The 13,944-nt window shown below is 72.1% G+C and carries 14 protein-coding genes and 1 pseudogene; 6 read left to right on the forward strand and 9 right to left on the reverse strand.

The window, feature by feature from the left end; genetic code table 11:
• Window positions 1-35 precede the first annotated feature (35 nt).
• Window positions 36-1,130, reverse strand: a complete 1,095-nt coding sequence (locus ACGF2V_RS09470; RefSeq protein WP_389044711.1) for a DUF5925 domain-containing protein — start codon at window positions 1,128-1,130, stop codon at window positions 36-38.
• 225 nt (window positions 1,131-1,355) lie between these two features.
• Here ACGF2V_RS09470 and ACGF2V_RS09475 point away from each other — a divergent pair, with 225 nt between their 5' ends.
• A complete protein-coding gene (locus tag ACGF2V_RS09475; RefSeq protein WP_362705106.1) occupies window positions 1,356-2,165 on the forward strand; it encodes an SGNH/GDSL hydrolase family protein in 810 nt (269 codons plus the stop codon).
• A 270-nt stretch (window positions 2,166-2,435) separates the two neighbouring features.
• Entirely contained in the window at window positions 2,436-2,699 is a 264-nt protein-coding gene (locus ACGF2V_RS09480; RefSeq protein ID WP_362705104.1) for a hypothetical protein, read from the forward strand.
• Window positions 2,700-2,862: 163 nt separating this feature from the next.
• Here ACGF2V_RS09480 and ACGF2V_RS09485 read toward each other — a convergent pair whose 3' ends face one another.
• Both ACGF2V_RS09485 and ACGF2V_RS09490 read right to left on the reverse strand, forming a co-directional pair.
• Window positions 2,863-3,702, reverse strand: coding sequence for an ABC transporter permease (locus ACGF2V_RS09485; RefSeq protein WP_362705101.1), 840 nt, complete (start codon window positions 3,700-3,702; stop codon window positions 2,863-2,865).
• Entirely contained in the window at window positions 3,699-4,676 is a 978-nt protein-coding gene (locus ACGF2V_RS09490; protein WP_362623364.1) for an ATP-binding cassette domain-containing protein, read from the reverse strand. The genes ACGF2V_RS09485 and ACGF2V_RS09490 overlap by 4 nt, the downstream gene beginning before the upstream one ends.
• 65 nt (window positions 4,677-4,741) lie before the next feature.
• Here ACGF2V_RS09490 and ACGF2V_RS09495 point away from each other — a divergent pair, with 65 nt between their 5' ends.
• Entirely contained in the window at window positions 4,742-5,449 is a 708-nt protein-coding gene (locus tag ACGF2V_RS09495; protein WP_362705099.1) for a TetR/AcrR family transcriptional regulator, read from the forward strand.
• Window positions 5,450-5,587: 138 nt separating this feature from the next.
• Here the strand turns inward: ACGF2V_RS09495 and ACGF2V_RS09500 are convergent, their stop codons facing one another.
• Both ACGF2V_RS09500 and hmgA read right to left on the reverse strand, forming a co-directional pair.
• On the reverse strand, window positions 5,588-6,355 hold the full coding sequence (locus ACGF2V_RS09500) for a GntR family transcriptional regulator (protein WP_362623360.1): 768 nt from the start codon (window positions 6,353-6,355) through the stop codon (window positions 5,588-5,590).
• Window positions 6,356-6,439: 84 nt separating this feature from the next.
• Window positions 6,440-7,768 carry a homogentisate 1,2-dioxygenase gene (gene hmgA / locus ACGF2V_RS09505; protein WP_362623359.1) on the reverse strand — a complete coding sequence of 443 codons (1,329 nt, stop codon included), beginning with the start codon at window positions 7,766-7,768 and terminating at the stop codon, window positions 6,440-6,442.
• A gap of 301 nt (window positions 7,769-8,069) precedes the next feature.
• On the opposite strand from hmgA, the gene ACGF2V_RS09510 reads away from it, so the two are divergent.
• A complete protein-coding gene (locus ACGF2V_RS09510) occupies window positions 8,070-10,001 on the forward strand; it encodes an ABC transporter ATP-binding protein (protein WP_362705097.1) in 1,932 nt (643 codons plus the stop codon).
• 322 nt (window positions 10,002-10,323) lie between these two features.
• Here ACGF2V_RS09510 and ACGF2V_RS09515 read toward each other — a convergent pair.
• Window positions 10,324-10,523, reverse strand: a pseudogene (locus ACGF2V_RS09515) (ArsR/SmtB family transcription factor); the annotation flags it as partial.
• Window positions 10,524-10,619: 96 nt separating this feature from the next.
• On the opposite strand from ACGF2V_RS09515, the gene ACGF2V_RS09520 reads away from it, so the two are divergent.
• Window positions 10,620-11,243 carry a TetR/AcrR family transcriptional regulator gene (locus ACGF2V_RS09520; RefSeq protein ID WP_362623353.1) on the forward strand — a complete coding sequence of 208 codons (624 nt, stop codon included), beginning with the start codon at window positions 10,620-10,622 and terminating at the stop codon, window positions 11,241-11,243.
• A gap of 218 nt (window positions 11,244-11,461) precedes the next feature.
• On the opposite strand, the gene ACGF2V_RS09525 is transcribed toward ACGF2V_RS09520, so the two are convergent.
• Complete coding sequence (locus ACGF2V_RS09525) at window positions 11,462-11,923, reverse strand: MaoC family dehydratase (protein ID WP_362705094.1); 462 nt, start codon at window positions 11,921-11,923, stop codon at window positions 11,462-11,464.
• A gap of 191 nt (window positions 11,924-12,114) precedes the next feature.
• Between ACGF2V_RS09525 and soxR the strand changes: the two genes are divergently transcribed.
• The gene (gene soxR / locus ACGF2V_RS09530) at window positions 12,115-12,618 is read left to right on the forward strand and encodes a redox-sensitive transcriptional activator SoxR (protein ID WP_362705092.1); all 504 of its coding nucleotides are present in this window, start codon (window positions 12,115-12,117) and stop codon (window positions 12,616-12,618) included.
• A gap of 221 nt (window positions 12,619-12,839) precedes the next feature.
• Here the strand turns inward: soxR and ACGF2V_RS09535 are convergent, their stop codons facing one another.
• Both ACGF2V_RS09535 and ACGF2V_RS09540 read right to left on the reverse strand, forming a co-directional pair.
• Window positions 12,840-13,451, reverse strand: coding sequence for a hypothetical protein (locus tag ACGF2V_RS09535; protein ID WP_362705090.1), 612 nt, complete (start codon window positions 13,449-13,451; stop codon window positions 12,840-12,842).
• A 218-nt stretch (window positions 13,452-13,669) separates the two neighbouring features.
• Window positions 13,670-13,873: a hypothetical protein gene (locus ACGF2V_RS09540; RefSeq protein WP_362623342.1), complete on the reverse strand. Its 204-nt coding sequence runs from the start codon at window positions 13,871-13,873 to the stop codon at window positions 13,670-13,672.
• Window positions 13,874-13,944 lie beyond the last annotated feature (71 nt).

The following is a 13,944-nucleotide window of genomic DNA, read 5'->3' on the forward strand; positions in this document are numbered from 1 at the left end:
TCCGGCTCCGCCGCGACCGAGAGGCATCGGAGGTGTCAGAGATAGAGGCCCGCGTCGGCACCGGAATCCTGTCTGGGCACCGACGCGGGGCCGCTGCCGCGCCGCAGTGCGTACAACTCGGCGAGCGTGGCGCCCTCGCGGCCGATTCCCTCCTCCGTGCCCAGCCAGCCCACCGCCTCCTCACGGGTCAGCGGGCCCACCTCGATCCTGGCGAGGCAGCGGCCGGGCCGGACCACGGCCGGGTGGAGCCGCTCCAGGTCCTCGTTGGTGGTGACACCGACCAGCACGTTGCGCCCCTGGCCCAGCAGTCCGTCGGTGAGGTTCAGCAGGCGGGAGAGCGCCTGCCCCGCCGTGTGCTTGGCCTCGCCGCGGATCAACTCGTCGCAGTCCTCCAGGAGCAGCAGCCGCCAGCGGCCCTTCGCCGTGCCCTCGTCCTCGCCGATCGCGATGTCCATCAGATAGCCGACGTCGTTGAAGAGCCGCTCCGGGTCGAGCACGCAGTCGACCTGGCACCAGTCCCGCCACGAACGCGCGAGCGTGCGCAGCGCCGAGGTCTTGCCGGTGCCGGGCGGGCCGTGCAGCAGGAGCAGCCGGCCCGCGATGTCGTCGGGGGTGATCTTCATCAGCCGGTCCATGGCATCGGCCACCGGAGCCGTGTAGTTGTCCCGGACCTCGTCCCAGGCCCCGGCGGCGATCTGCCGGGTGGTGCGGTACGGGCCGCGGCGCGGTGACACGTACCAGAAGCCCATCGTCACGTTCTCGGGCTGCGGTTCGGGTTCGTCCCGCACGCCGTCCGTCGCCCGCGCGAGGATCTCGCGCGCCAGCTCCGGGCTGGTCGCGGTGACCGTGACGTCGGCGCCGCGGTTCCACCGGGAGACGAGCAGGGTCCAGCCGTCGCCCTCGGCGAGCGTGGCACTGCGGTCGTCGTCCCGGGCGACGCGCAGCACCGTGGCGGCCGGGGGCAGCAGGGTGGCGTCGGCCCTGACCCGGTCGAGGGAGGAACTGTGCGAGTAGGGCTGCTCGCCCGTCGCGAAGCGGCCGAGGAACAGCGCGTCCACGACATCGGACGGCGAGTCGCCGTCGTCGACGGTGAGCCGGATCGGCAGCGCGGACTCAGGGGTGGAGGACATGGCGCCCATGATCCGGCAAGGGCAGGTCCGGCGCACCCGGGTTTCAACACCTTTCTCCCCGTGTCCGGCAGGCGGTCCGGCGAGGTGACACGACATCAAGGCGGCGCGTGGGCGAACTCGTTGGAGCAAGTTGGCATGAGCACTTCCAAAGACCGTGCTGGTGCTGCTACCACGGACACGGCAGACCACGGCGGAGATCCTGCCGGTCGGTCCAAGGGAGGTTCCATGAAGATGTCCAGACTCGTGGCGTTCTCGTCCTCGCTCCTGCTCGGTGCCGTGCTCGCGTTGACCGGGGCGGCCACCGCGTCCGCCGCGCAGTCCGTCCAGGGGGTCGACTACGTGGCCCTCGGCGATTCGTACTCCTCGGGTGTCGGAGCCGGGAGCTACGACAGCGCCAGCGGGTCCTGCAAGCGCAGCACCAAGGCGTATCCGGCCCTCTGGGCCGCCTCCCACTCGCCGTCGTCCTTCGCCTTCACCGCTTGCTCGGGCGCCCGTACCGGTGACGTGACCTCCGGTCAGCTCGGCCCCCTGGCCTCCTCCACCGACCTCGTCTCGATATCCATCGGCGGCAACGACGCGGGCTTCGCCGATGTGATGACGACCTGTGTCCTCCAGTCGGAGGCCACCTGTCTCGACCGGATCGCCACGGCTCGCAGTTACGTCGGCACGACCCTTCCGGGCAACCTCGACTCGGTGTATTCGGCGATCCGCGCCAAGGCTCCCTCCGCCCGCGTCGTCGTCCTCGGCTACCCGCGCTTCTACAAGATCGGCGGCAGCTGCGCCGTCGGTCTGAGCGACAAGGTGCGCACCGCGATCAACGACGCCGCCGACTACCTCAACACGACGACGGCGAAGCGTGCCGCCGACCACGGGTTCACCTTCGCCGATGTCGCGGGCGGGTTCTCCGGGCACGAGATCTGCTCCGGGGACGCCTGGCTGCACAGTGTCAACTGGCTCAACATCGGTGAGTCGTACCACCCCACGGCGGCCGGACAGTCCGGCGGCTACCTGCCCGTTCTCAACTCGGCGGCCTGATCCCCGTCGTGACGGCGACACGCCGGGCCCGTCGGCCCGTCCGACGGGCGGGAGGCCCCCGTCCGCGGAGCCGTTGTCCGGCCGCCCACCGATCCAGGACGGGGTGACGGCTCCGTCGCGTTCAACTCGCCCTGGAATCGGACGGGTGTGGAGAGTGATCGGCCTTGCGGACGGCGCGCCCGATCCCCCGGGCGGGATACACGAGTGTCCTCGCGGGGGGTTAGGGTTAGCCTGCCCGGGCCGGGTGCCCTCGTACGGGTGGGGAGTGACATGGAACAGATAATGGTCCGCCGCAGGCCACGTGTGCCTGCCATCACATGCGGGAGCAGTGCGACCAGTTCGCGCCTCGACCGCCATCTCGCGGTGCTCGGCGGCCCCGCCGCGCCGCGGCGGGAGGTCGCCGAGGCGACGCTGCTGATGCGCGAGCTGACTGCGCGCGAGGCCGGACACAGCCGTCGCAGCAGGAGCGCGCGGGTCTCGCTCTTCGCGCCGCTGAGTCGGCTGAGCCGCTCGCTCCTCGGCAGCCGCCACTGACCCGAAGGCCCGCCGCCACCGCTCGTCGGCCGCGCCCGGGCCGCTCGGGCGACCATCTCGTACCGGCCGTGCGCCGTTGCCGACCCTCCCGTCATCCCCGGGGCCGGCAGCGGCGCATCGGCGTACTCACCGGCCGTCGGTGCGGACGGCGCGGCGAGTGGTGTCATTCGCCGCCGCGAGCGTGGCGCCGTACGGTCAGTGGCACGAAGACCGCGAGGAGCGCCAACGACCAGGCGAGCGTCCCGGCCACCGGGTGGGCGACCGGCCAGGCGGCGTCGGCGGCGGGGGGCGCGTTGCCGAACAGATCACGGGCGGCGGCGGCCATGGCGCTGATCGGATTCCACTCCGCGACCGTGCGCAGCCACCCGGGCAGGTTGTCGGTCGGGATGTACGCGCTCGACAGCAGAGGCAGGACGAACGTGGCGCTGCCCAGCTGACCGGCCGCCTCCTCGTTGCGGATCAGCAGGCCCAGCCAGCAGCCCAGCCAGGACGTGGCGAACCGGAAGAGCAACAGCAGCCCGAAGGCCCCCAGGGCGCCGAGCGGGCCGTCCTCGATCCGCCAGCCGACCGCCAGGCCGACCAGGATCAGCGGGACCATGCCGACGGCCGTGGTCAGCAGGTCGGCCGCGGTCTGTCCGAACGGTACGGCGAACCGGCTCATCGGTAGCGTGCGGAAGCGGTCCATCACCCCGCGGTGGCAGTCCTGCGACGCCTGGAACATCCCGGTCATGATGCCGTTCGCCGCCGTCGCCGCGAGGAGGCCGGGCACGAGGAACGCGCGGTACTCCTGCCCGGGCACGGCCAGGGCGCTGCCGAAGACGTAGCCGAAGAACAGCAGCATCGTGATCGGCATGGTCTGCGTCAGGATCATGACGCCGGGGGCGGCCTTGATCCGCTGGAGGTGACGGGCCAGAACGGCCAGGGCGTCGGCCACCGGGGCGTGTGCGGCGGACGGGGTGGCCGGCAGGTGCCGGCCGGGGGCCGGTGCGGTGATGCCGCTCATGCTGCTGTCTCCTTCGGTGGCGGGGCGGTTCGGGCGTCGCCGCGAGCGGTCAGGCGGAGGAAGACCTCGTCGAGCGTCGGCGGGCGCAGACTCGCGTCGATCACGGGCACGCCCGCTGCGTCGAGTTCGCGCACGACGCGGGGGAGGGTGAGCGTGCCGTCGGTGGCGACGGCCCCGGCGGTGCGGTGCTCGCGGTCGATCGCCGGTTCGGTGCCGGTGAGCTGGTCGAGGACGCCCGCGGCCGGGACCAGTGCCGATTCATGGGCGACGACCACCTCGACGTAGTTGCCGATGAGCGCCTTCAGTTCGGCGGGGGTGCCGCGGTGGGCGGTGCGGCCCCGGTCGATCAGCACGATGTCGTCGGCCAGCTGATCGGCCTCCTCCAGATACTGCGTGGTGAGCAGGACGGTCGTTCCCTGGCCGGTGAGTTCCCGGACCGCGGCCCAGATCTGGTTGCGGCTGTGCGGGTCGAGGCCGGTGGTCGGCTCGTCCAGGAAGAGCACTCGGGGGTGGGTCAGCAGACTGGCCGCGAGGTCCAGCCGGCGTCGCATGCCACCCGAGTAGGTGCGGGCCGGGCGGTCCGCGGCCTCGGTCAGCCCGAAGCGCTCCAGCAGTTCGTCGGCGCGGGCGCGGACGGCCGCGCCCCGGAACCGGAGCAGCTTCGCGAACAGCCGCAGGTTCTGCCGCCCCGTCAGTTCGCCGTCGACCGAGGCGTTCTGCCCGGTGACGCCGATCGCCGCGCGCACCGCGTGCGCCTCGCGCAGCACGTCGTGGCCCGCGACCCGGGCGCTTCCGCCGTCCGGGACCGCCAGCGTGGCGAGGACCCGGACGGCGGTGGTCTTGCCCGCCCCGTTCGGCCCGAGCACCCCGCAGACGGCGCCCTCGGCGACGGCCAGATCGAGCCCGCGCAGGGCGTGGACATCGCCGTAGCGCTTCTCCAGACCTTCACTAAGTACAGCGTACGTAGTTGTCATGCGGCCCACCGTACCGCACTACGTACGGTGTACGTAACTAGGATGGGGGTGCGAGGTGATGATCGATGGTGGGGCGTCCCGCTGTACCCGAAGTGATCTGGGCGCGCCCCGAGCGTGCGGGCCGCGGCCCCAGGCCGGCGTTCAGCCGTGCCGACATCGCGGCGGCGGCCGTCCGCATCGCCGACGCCGAGGGCCTCGACGCGGTGTCCATGCGGAAGGTGGCGGCCGAGCTCGGCTGCGGCACGATGTCCCTCTACAACTACGTGCCGCGCAAGGAAGACCTGTACGAGCTGATGCTCGACGCGGTCAGCGGCGAGTACACGTACCCGGAGCCGTCCGGCGACTGGCGCGGCGACCTGATCGCGCTGGCCCATCAGGCACGCGCGATGATGCACCGCCACACCTGGATGCCCCGGCTGATGTCACCCGTCTACGGCTTCAGCCCGAACGTCCTGCGGTACCTGGAGTACGCGCTCAGCTGTCTGGACGGGGTCGACGCGCGGTTCGGCGAGAAGATGGAACTCATCGCCATGGTCAACGGCGTCGTCACCACCTATGTGTCCAACGAGATCGCCACGGCCGAGCGCAGCCGGTCGTTGCCCTGGTCCGAGGAACGGGAGCAGGCCGTGCGCACCAACTACCTGATCAGCCAGATAGCGACCGGGAAGTACCCGCGGATGGCGGCCGGGTTCGCCGAGGATCCCGGTCCGATCGATCTGGACGGGGTCTTCGACCGGGCGCTCGGGCGGGTGCTGGACTCCTTCGGCTGGTAGCTTGGCCCGGTGGCCCGGTGGCCCGGTGGCCCGGTGGCCCGGTGGCCCGGTGGCCCGGTGGCCCGGTGGCCCGGTGGCCCGGTGGCCCGGTGGCCCGGTGCGTCCCGCGCGGGTGGCGGCACCGGCCGTGCCCGTGCGTCAGTGCGCCTCCACGGTGACCGAGAAGGAGAACCGGTCGCCCCGGTAGCGGATCCGCGCCACGTCCACCACCCGGCCGCCCTCCTCGTACGTCACCCCCGTGTAGAACAGGATCGGACTGAGCAGCGGCACCTGGAGGAGTTCGGCGGTGACCGGATCGGCGAGGCGCGCCTCGACCGTGTCGGTGATGCGCGCGATCCGGACGCCGACGCGGTCGCGCAGCACCTTGGTCATCGGCCAGCGCTCGAGGTCGGCGACGTCGAGCCGCGCCGCCACCTCGGGATGCACCACGTTCTCCGCCCAGTTGGTGGGCTCGTCGCTCTCCCCGTCCCGGCGCAGCCTGCGATAACCGACCGCTTCGGAGCAGTCGGGGAAGTGCTCGCCGAGCTCGCACGGCACGGCCACCGGGCCGTGGTCCAGCAGCGAGGTCCGCTCGCCCGACTGCTGGGCCACGATCGCGTCGATCGAACCCAGCAGCCGGACCGGGGACACCCGGCGGGCGCGCGGTTCGATGAACGTGCCGCGCCGACGGTGCCGGCTGATCAGCCCCTCCGTCTCCAGCTCCTTGAGCGCCTGCCGCATCGTCAGCACACTGACGCCGTAGTGCGCGGCGAGCTGTTCCTCGGTCGGCAGCCGCTGCGAGGCGTCCGCCGCGCGCCCCAGTATCGAGGCGCGCAGCGACTGCGAGACCTGGTACCACAGCGGCAGTTTGCGGTTCAGGACCAGCGAATCGGGGGCGAACGCCGGCCCCGGGGGCGTCTTGGGCATCTGGGGCACCTGAGTCACCTGGTCTCTCCGTACTGCGACACAGCGGACGCGACGACGCGTGGGCCGCGTGGGCGCGGTCGTCGCCTACGGCCTGAAGTTGCGGCTCAGACCCTGCCACACGTCGTCGTAGCCGCGCTGCAGATGGTCGGCGCCGGCCGCCTGCGCGGTCGCCGTCACCGGCCAGCGGGTCTCGAACATGAAGGCGAGACCGTCGTCGATCTTCTGCGGCTTCAGCTCCGCCGCGCTCGCCCGGTCGAAGGTCTCCCGGTCCGGACCGTGCGCCGACATCATGTTGTGCAGCGAACCGCCACCCGGCACGAACCCGCCCTCCCCGGCCGTCTTGGCGTCGTACGCGCCCTCGATCAGGCCCATGTACTCGCTCATCACATTGCGGTGGAAGTACGGCGGCCGGAACGTGTCTTCGCCGACCAGCCAGCGCGGCGCGAAGACGACGAAGTCGACGCCTGCCAGACCGGGGGTGTCGGAGGGCGAGGTCAGCACCGTGAAGATCGACGGGTCGGGGTGGTCGTAGCTGATCGACCCGATGACGTTGAAACGGTGCAGGTCGTAGACGTACGGAGTGTGGTTGCCGTGCCAGGCGACCACGTCGAGCGGGGAGTGGTCGTACGTCGCGGACCAGAGGTTCCCGCAGAACTTGTTGACCACCTTCACCGGGCGGTCGTCGTCCTCGTACGCGGCGACGGGCGCGAGGAAGTCCCGCGCGTTCGCCAGACCGTTGGCGCCGATCGGGCCGAGATCGGGGAGGACGAACGGGCGTCCGTAGTTCTCGCAGACGTAGCCGCGGGCGGTGGCGTCGAGCAGCTCCACCCGGAAGCGGACCCCGCGCGGGATCAGCGCGACATGCCCCGGCTCGGCGCGTAGGAGGCCCAGTTCGGTACGGAGCAGCAGGCCGCCGCGCTCCGGGACGATCAGCAGTTCGCCGTCCGCGTCGCTGAACACCCGGTCGGTCATGGACGCGTTGGCGTGGTAGAGGTGCACGGCCATGCCGGCGCGCCGCGTCGCGTCGCCGTTGCCGCCGAGGGTCCACAGACCGGCCACGAAGTCCGTCCCGGCCGCGGGCTCGGGCAGCGGGTCCCAGCGCAGCCGGTTGGGGTCGGGCACGGTCTCGGTGAACGGGGCGGTGCGGATCGCGCCGTTGTCGACGCGGACGAACGGGGGATGGGCGGCCGAAGGGCGGATCCGGTAGAGCCAGGAACGGCGGTTGTGCGCCCGCGGTTCGGTGAAGGCCGAGCCGCTCAACTGTTCCGCGTAGAGCCCGAGAGGGGCGCGCTGGGGCGAGTTGCGGCCGTGCGGCAGCGCCCCCGGCACCGCCTCCGAGCTGTGTTCATTGCCGAATCCGGGCGAATACCCGAGCCCCTGTGCCGTCTTCCTCGCCTGCTCGATGCCACTCATGCGCGCTCCCGGTGCAGAAGAAATCCTATGGACTACCGTAGGAATCGGAGCGTGGCTCGTCAACGTCATTCGGTGACCTCCAGGAACCTTCCGTGCGCAGACCCGTGCCGGGGGAGACCCGGAACGGGAACGTGGACCTCGGCGCTCCCGCCCCCGTCCTGTCTCCGAGACCCGCGTCCTGCTCCGGGCCCGTCTCGTGCGGGTCCTGGACACGCGGACACCGCACGGGTGCCGGACCGGTGACGCCCGCCGCACGGCCGGGCGTTGACCTCAAGTCCGCTGGAGGTCGTACGTTCCAGTCATGAGCATGGAAACCACCGCGTGGACACAGCTCCGCAACGTCATGAACGCGCAGGCGGACCGGCGTCCCTTCGACCGCGCCACCCTGCGGCGCATCGCCGCCTTCGCCCGCCCCCACCGCCGCCGGGTCGGCCTCTTTCTGCTCGTGAGCGTGGCGGCGGCGCTGCTCGCGGTCGCCACTCCGGTACTCGCCGGTCGCGTCGTCAACGCCATCGTGACCGGCGGGGACACCGGCACTGTCACACGGCTGTCCCTGCTCATCGCCGCGATCGCCCTCGCGGAGGCGGCACTCGGACTGGTCGGCCGCTGGCTCTCCGCCAACCTCGGCGAGGGGCTGATCCTCGATCTGCGCACCGCCGTCTTCGACCATGTGCAGCGTATGCCGGTCGCGTTCTTCACCCGCACCCGCACCGGCGCGCTCGTCAGCAGGCTCAACAACGATGTCATCGGGGCCCAACGCGCCTTCAGCAACACCCTGTCCGGCGTCGTCGGCAACATCGTGACGCTGCTCCTCACCCTCGGCGTCATGCTCTCCCTCTCCTGGCGGATCACCGTCCTGGCACTGGTGCTGCTGCCGGTGTTCGTGCTGCCCGCACGGCGCATGGGCGCCCGGATGGCGAGGCTCCAGCGGGAGGCCGCGGCGCACAACGCCGCGATGGGGACGCGGATGACCGAGCGCTTCTCCGCGCCCGGCGCCACCCTGGTCAAGCTGTTCGGCCGGCCCGCCGACGAGTCCGCCGAGTTCGCCGCCCGAGCGGGCCGGGTGCGCGACATCGGGATCCGCACGGCCATGGCCCAGTCCGCGTTCATCACCGCGCTCACGCTCGTGTCGGCGTTGGCTCTCGCCCTGGTCTACGGGCTCGGCGGGTCCTACGCGCTGCGCGGGCAGCTGGACGCGGGCGCGGTCGTCGCACTGGCCCTGCTGCTGACCCGCCTGTACGCGCCGCTCACCGCGCTCGCCGGGGCACGCGTCGAGGTGATGAGCGCCCTCGTCAGTTTCGAGCGGGTCTTCGAGGTCCTCGACCTCGAGCCGCTCATCGAACAGAAGCCGGACGCGCGGGCGGTCCCCGAGGGGCCGGTGTCCGTCGAGTTCGACCGGGTACGGTTCGGCTACCCGTCCGCCGACAAGGTCTCCCTGGCCTCGCTGGAGGACGTCGCGAGCCTCGACACCCGGGGTGGCGGGGAGGTGCTGCGCGGAGTCTCGTTCCGGGTCGAACCCGGTCGGACGGTGGCGCTCGTCGGCTCGTCCGGCGCGGGCAAGTCGACCATCGCGCAACTGCTGCCGCGCCTCTACGACGCGGACGAGGGCGTGGTGCGCATCGGCGGCATCGACGTGCGCGACCTCTCCGCCGAGAGCCTGCGCGACACCCTCGGCATGGTCACCCAGGACGGGCACCTCTTCCACGAGTCGGTCCGTGCGAACCTGCTGCTCGCCCGGCCCGGGGCCGACGAGGAGGACCTCTGGGACGCGCTGCGCCGCTCGCGTCTGGACGGACTGGTCGCCTCGCTGCCCGACGGGCTCGACACCGTCGTCGGCGAACGCGGCTACCGGCTCTCCGGCGGCGAACGCCAGCGGCTGACCATCGCCCGGTTGCTGCTGGCCCGCCAACGCGTCGTCATCCTCGACGAGGCCACCGCCCATCTGGACAACACCTCCGAGGCGGCCGTCCAGGAGGCCCTCACCGAGGCACTCGCCGGGCGCACCGCCGTCGTGATCGCCCACCGCCTGTCCACCGTGCGCTCGGCCGACCTCATCCTGGTGGTGGAGGACGGGCGGATCGTGGAGCGGGGCACCCACGACGAACTCCTCGCGGCCGGAGGCCGGTACGAGGAGCTGTACCGAACCCAGTTCGAGGGTTCCGGGGCCGAGGACCCGGGTGCCGGGAGCTCCGGGATCGGGAGCCCGGGTACGGAGCCCGCCGGTCTCGGCTGATCGGTGAGGCGGTGGCATTCGCCCGCCGGGCGGACACCGGGCAGGCCGAGAGCAACGGCGGGCGGTTCGACTTCCTCGCCGCGTCCGGCGGACACATGCGGTCCGCTGCCGCGCGTACGCGGCAAGCGCGGTCTCGCCGAGCACCTTCGGGCCAAGTCGCCCAGGTTCTGGAGGATCGCTCCCGGCCGATGCGCCGAGGTGTCGTCCTCCCGCCTCCGGGCGTCCTCCGTCCCGCCCCTTCCGGACCGCGTTCCGCCCCTTCCGGACCGCGTTCCGCCCACCGGCCGCGCGCCCACCGCCTTCCCGTGGCCCGCGTCCACCACGGGGCGACCCGGGCCGCCAGATCCTCGACGAGATGCGCCGCCCGTTCGTCGGCGAGCCGCAGACGGTGGTGGCGGCCTGGCGCTCCTCGGCCGGCAGCCCGCCCGCGACGAGCCTGCCGAGGTGCTCGCCGGCGGTGGACGGTGCCGCCGAGGCGTGGCGGGCAAGCTCGCCCGCGGTCCAGGCACGGCCGTCGAGCAGGACTTCGTCGCCCGGAGCCCCCGGACGAACGCGCCTAAGCGCTTGCTCAGCTTCGGGGTATGGTGTTCGTCCTGCTGACGAGAGGGGCGAGTGATCATGAGCACGGCGGAGGAGACCGACGGCGACGGCGCGCCGTGGGCCGAGGTGACGCCCGAGGCTGCCAGGCGGCTCCTCGTCGCCGCCGTCGACGCCTTCGCCGAGCGCGGATACCACGCCACCACCACCCGGGACATCGCCGGCCGTGCCGGGATGAGTCCCGCCGCGCTCTACATCCACTACAAGACGAAGGAAGAACTGCTCCACCGCATCAGCAGGATCGGCCACGACCGCGCCCTCTCCGTCCTGGAGGCGGCAGCCGACGGCGACGGCACCGCCGCCGAGCGGCTGGCCGACGCCGTACGGTCCTTCGTCCGCTGGCACGCCGAGCAGCACACCACGGCCCGCGTGGTCCAGTACGAACTCGACGCGCTCGGCGAGGAGCACCGCGCCGAGATCGTCGGGCTGCGTCGCAGGACCGAAGCGGTGGTGCGCCGGATCATCGACGAGGGCGTGGAGGCGCGGGAGTTCGACGTCCCCGATGTCCCGGGCACCGCCCTCGCCGTGCTGTCGCTCTGCATCGACGTGGCGCGTTGGTTCAACGCGCGGGGCAGCCGGACGCCCGACGAGGTCGGCGCGTTCTACGCCGGTCTCGTGCTGCGGATGGTCGGTGTCGGGCCGTAGGCGGCCGGACGGACCGGTCGGCGCCGCAGGGAGCGGTGCAGGCGCCGGGACGCCCGCGTGGCCGGGTGACCGGAGACATGTGAACGGCCGGGAGCGTGATCGACGCCCGGAGGCCCGCGAACGGCCGGGAGCGTGCCGACCGTCTCGGGCCCGCCGGGAGCGTGCCGACCGTCTCGGGCCCGCCGGAAGCATGCCGACCGTCACGGGCCGGCGAACGCTCAGAAGTAGTAGCGCGACACCGATTCGGCCACGCACACCGGCTTGTCGCCGCCCTCGCGCTCGACCGTGACCAGGGCGGTGACCTGCACGCCGCCCCCGGCCTCCTCAACGTTCTTCAGCACGGCCGTCGCGCGCAGCCGGGAGCCGACGGGCACGATGGCCGGGAAACGGACCTTGTTCGTGCCGTAGTTGATCCCCATCTTCATGCCCTCGACCCGCATCACCTGCGGTACGAGGGCCGGCAGCAGCGAGAGCGTGAGGTAGCCGTGCGCGATCGTCGTGCCGAAGGGCCCGGTCGCGGCCCGCTCCGGGTCCACGTGGATCCACTGGTGGTCGCCGGTGGCGTCGGCGAAGAGGTCGATCCTCTTCTGCTCGACCTCCAGCCAGGCGCTGTGCCCGAGCTGCTCTCCCACGGCGTCGCGCAACTCCTGTGCGGACGTGAAGATCCTCGGCTCTGCCATGTCCCTGGTCCCGCCTTCCGCTCTCGGCCGTCCGGCGTCGCGCGCCCGTGGGCCGCGCGCCCTGAGAAGGAAGCCGGGCCGACGGGCGCACCCTTCGCCCCGACTGTCCAAGCGCTTGCTCAGCATGGTTGGCGGGTGCGTTCCTGTCAACGACGGACCGGCCCCGGGAGGGGGCACGTAGGGTTGGGGGAGTGCCCCAGATTCCACAGACACTCCAGGAACTCACGGTCGGCCAGCTCTCCGCGCGCAGTGGCGCCGCCGTCTCCGCCCTGCACTTCTACGAGGCCAAGGGGCTGATCAAGAGCCGTCGCACCAGCGGCAATCAGCGCCGCTACACCAGGGACGCGCTGCGCAGGGTCGCGTTCGTGCGCGCGGCGCAGCGGGTGGGCATCCCGCTGGCCACCGTCAGGGAGGCGCTCGCCGAACTGCCCGACGAACGTACCCCGAACCGCGACGACTGGGCGCGGCTCTCGGCGGCCTGGCGCTTCGAACTGGACGAGCGCATCGCGCAGTTGGCGCAGCTGCGTGACCACCTCACCGACTGCATCGGCTGTGGCTGTCTGTCGTTGGAGACCTGCGTGCTCTCCAACCCGGACGACGTCTCCGGTCAGCGGATCAGCGGCTCGCGCCTGATGCCGGAGCATCGGGCGGACGACGGCGAGCGGAAGGACGGGAACCGGAAGGACGGGGCGTAGGAGGTCGCTGAGTGGAAGGGGGGCGCAGCGGATCGCCTGTCGGCGGAGCGCCCGTGACATCAACTGGCGGCAGAGACCCAGCGGCACCCGGCGGCGGATCGCCCGCCGGTCCGACGCCCGACGGCCTCGTGCCCCGCATCAGGTCTTTCGCGCACCGCACCCCGTGCCGTTCATGGGCGCCCCGAGTCGTTCGGGGAGGTTCCAGGGGTGTGCGGCGCGGGTCATGCCGCAGACGCGAGGTCCCGCCGCCGTGCGCCCCGGGCCCTCGCCAGCGCTCCCGGCGTGAGCACAGGCCGGGGCACCAGGATCCCGCACCCCGGGCAGGCCGGGCCGGTCCACTGCTCGCACACCGGATCCGGCCGCCACTCGATGGCGTCGCACCCGCACACCGGGCAGGCCGTGCCCGGCCCCGTCTCCAGGGCGGCGATCAGCAGGCCGAGTACCTCGGCGAGCGGCGCCGAGGGGTGAACGGCCGGATCCGCGCAGCGGACGACCCCGTACCCGCCCCAGGCGCGCCGGTGCCAGTCGTCGAACGTGACCGGCCTGCGCAGCCCGTCGTGCTTCTCGCGTCTGCGGCGCGCGGCGAAGGACGACTCGTAGCCGAGCCAGACGGCCCGGCCTGCCTCCAACTCCTCCAACGCGCCCACCAGTCGCACCGGATCGGGGGAACGGTCCTCCGGCTCGATCCCGTGCCGCGTGCACAGATGGTCCCAGGTCGCCCGGTGTCCGTAAGGGGCGAACCGTTCCAGGCACTTGCGCAGCGAATACCGCCGCAGTGCCAGGTCGCTCCCCGGATCGCGTACCTGTCTCGCAAGACTCCGGAATCCGGCCACTGCGCCCTCACCTCCGTCGCTCGTACTTCGGCGTCAAGAGATAGACGAACGGGCGCCCGTTTGAGATCCCGCGACGGGCAAGAGTGTCCGGAAAGTGAGATGAGCGGCCGTCACGCGGGCGACAACAGCGGCATGTGACGATTCGGAAAAGGCGTTCGTTGTTCACCTCACCGGCAGGTCGTACCGCCGGTGACTTCCGGGCCATCGGGTCGACGCCATCACCAACGCGTCGGCGAGATGAAGCCGTTCGAGCCGACCGACCTGGTCTCGTTCGCCTCCGAGGTCGGCGGACAGTTCGGCGGCGAGGTGCAGGCGGCGTTCTCGCTGATCTCCGCCCAGCAGAAGTCGAGGGAGACCAAGGTCCGGGAGTCGTTCCGTCGGGGCAACGACCCGAGGCGGTCCTGGTGGAGTTCCCCGCCCATCGGCGAGAGCGGAACCGTCCGCCGGGCGGGCCCGAACCCTCGGGCCCGCCCGCTCCCGTCTCACCGGCACG

This window comes from Streptomyces sp. NPDC047982 (genome assembly GCF_043204165.1).
Lineage (GTDB): Bacteria > Actinomycetota > Actinomycetes > Streptomycetales > Streptomycetaceae > Streptomyces.

Excerpts from the sequence above, each read along its gene's own strand:
- ACGF2V_RS09470 (WP_389044711.1), bottom strand. The coding sequence starts at position 1,130 with ATGTCCTCCACCCCTGAGTCCGCGCTGCCGATCCGGCTCACCGTCGAC.
- ACGF2V_RS09475 (WP_362705106.1), top strand. The coding sequence starts at position 1,356 with ATGAAGATGTCCAGACTCGTGGCGTTCTCGTCCTCGCTCCTGCTCGGT.
- ACGF2V_RS09480 (WP_362705104.1), top strand. The coding sequence starts at position 2,436 with ATGGAACAGATAATGGTCCGCCGCAGGCCACGTGTGCCTGCCATCACA.
- ACGF2V_RS09485 (WP_362705101.1), bottom strand. The coding sequence starts at position 3,702 with ATGAGCGGCATCACCGCACCGGCCCCCGGCCGGCACCTGCCGGCCACC.
- ACGF2V_RS09490 (WP_362623364.1), bottom strand. The coding sequence starts at position 4,676 with ATGACAACTACGTACGCTGTACTTAGTGAAGGTCTGGAGAAGCGCTAC.
- ACGF2V_RS09495 (WP_362705099.1), top strand. The coding sequence starts at position 4,742 with ATGGTGGGGCGTCCCGCTGTACCCGAAGTGATCTGGGCGCGCCCCGAG.
- ACGF2V_RS09500 (WP_362623360.1), bottom strand. The coding sequence starts at position 6,355 with ATGCCCAAGACGCCCCCGGGGCCGGCGTTCGCCCCCGATTCGCTGGTC.
- hmgA (WP_362623359.1), bottom strand. The coding sequence starts at position 7,768 with ATGAGTGGCATCGAGCAGGCGAGGAAGACGGCACAGGGGCTCGGGTAT.
- ACGF2V_RS09510 (WP_362705097.1), top strand. The coding sequence starts at position 8,070 with ATGAGCATGGAAACCACCGCGTGGACACAGCTCCGCAACGTCATGAAC.
- ACGF2V_RS09520 (WP_362623353.1), top strand. The coding sequence starts at position 10,620 with ATGAGCACGGCGGAGGAGACCGACGGCGACGGCGCGCCGTGGGCCGAG.
- ACGF2V_RS09525 (WP_362705094.1), bottom strand. The coding sequence starts at position 11,923 with ATGGCAGAGCCGAGGATCTTCACGTCCGCACAGGAGTTGCGCGACGCC.
- ACGF2V_RS09540 (WP_362623342.1), bottom strand. The coding sequence starts at position 13,873 with ATGGGCGGGGAACTCCACCAGGACCGCCTCGGGTCGTTGCCCCGACGG.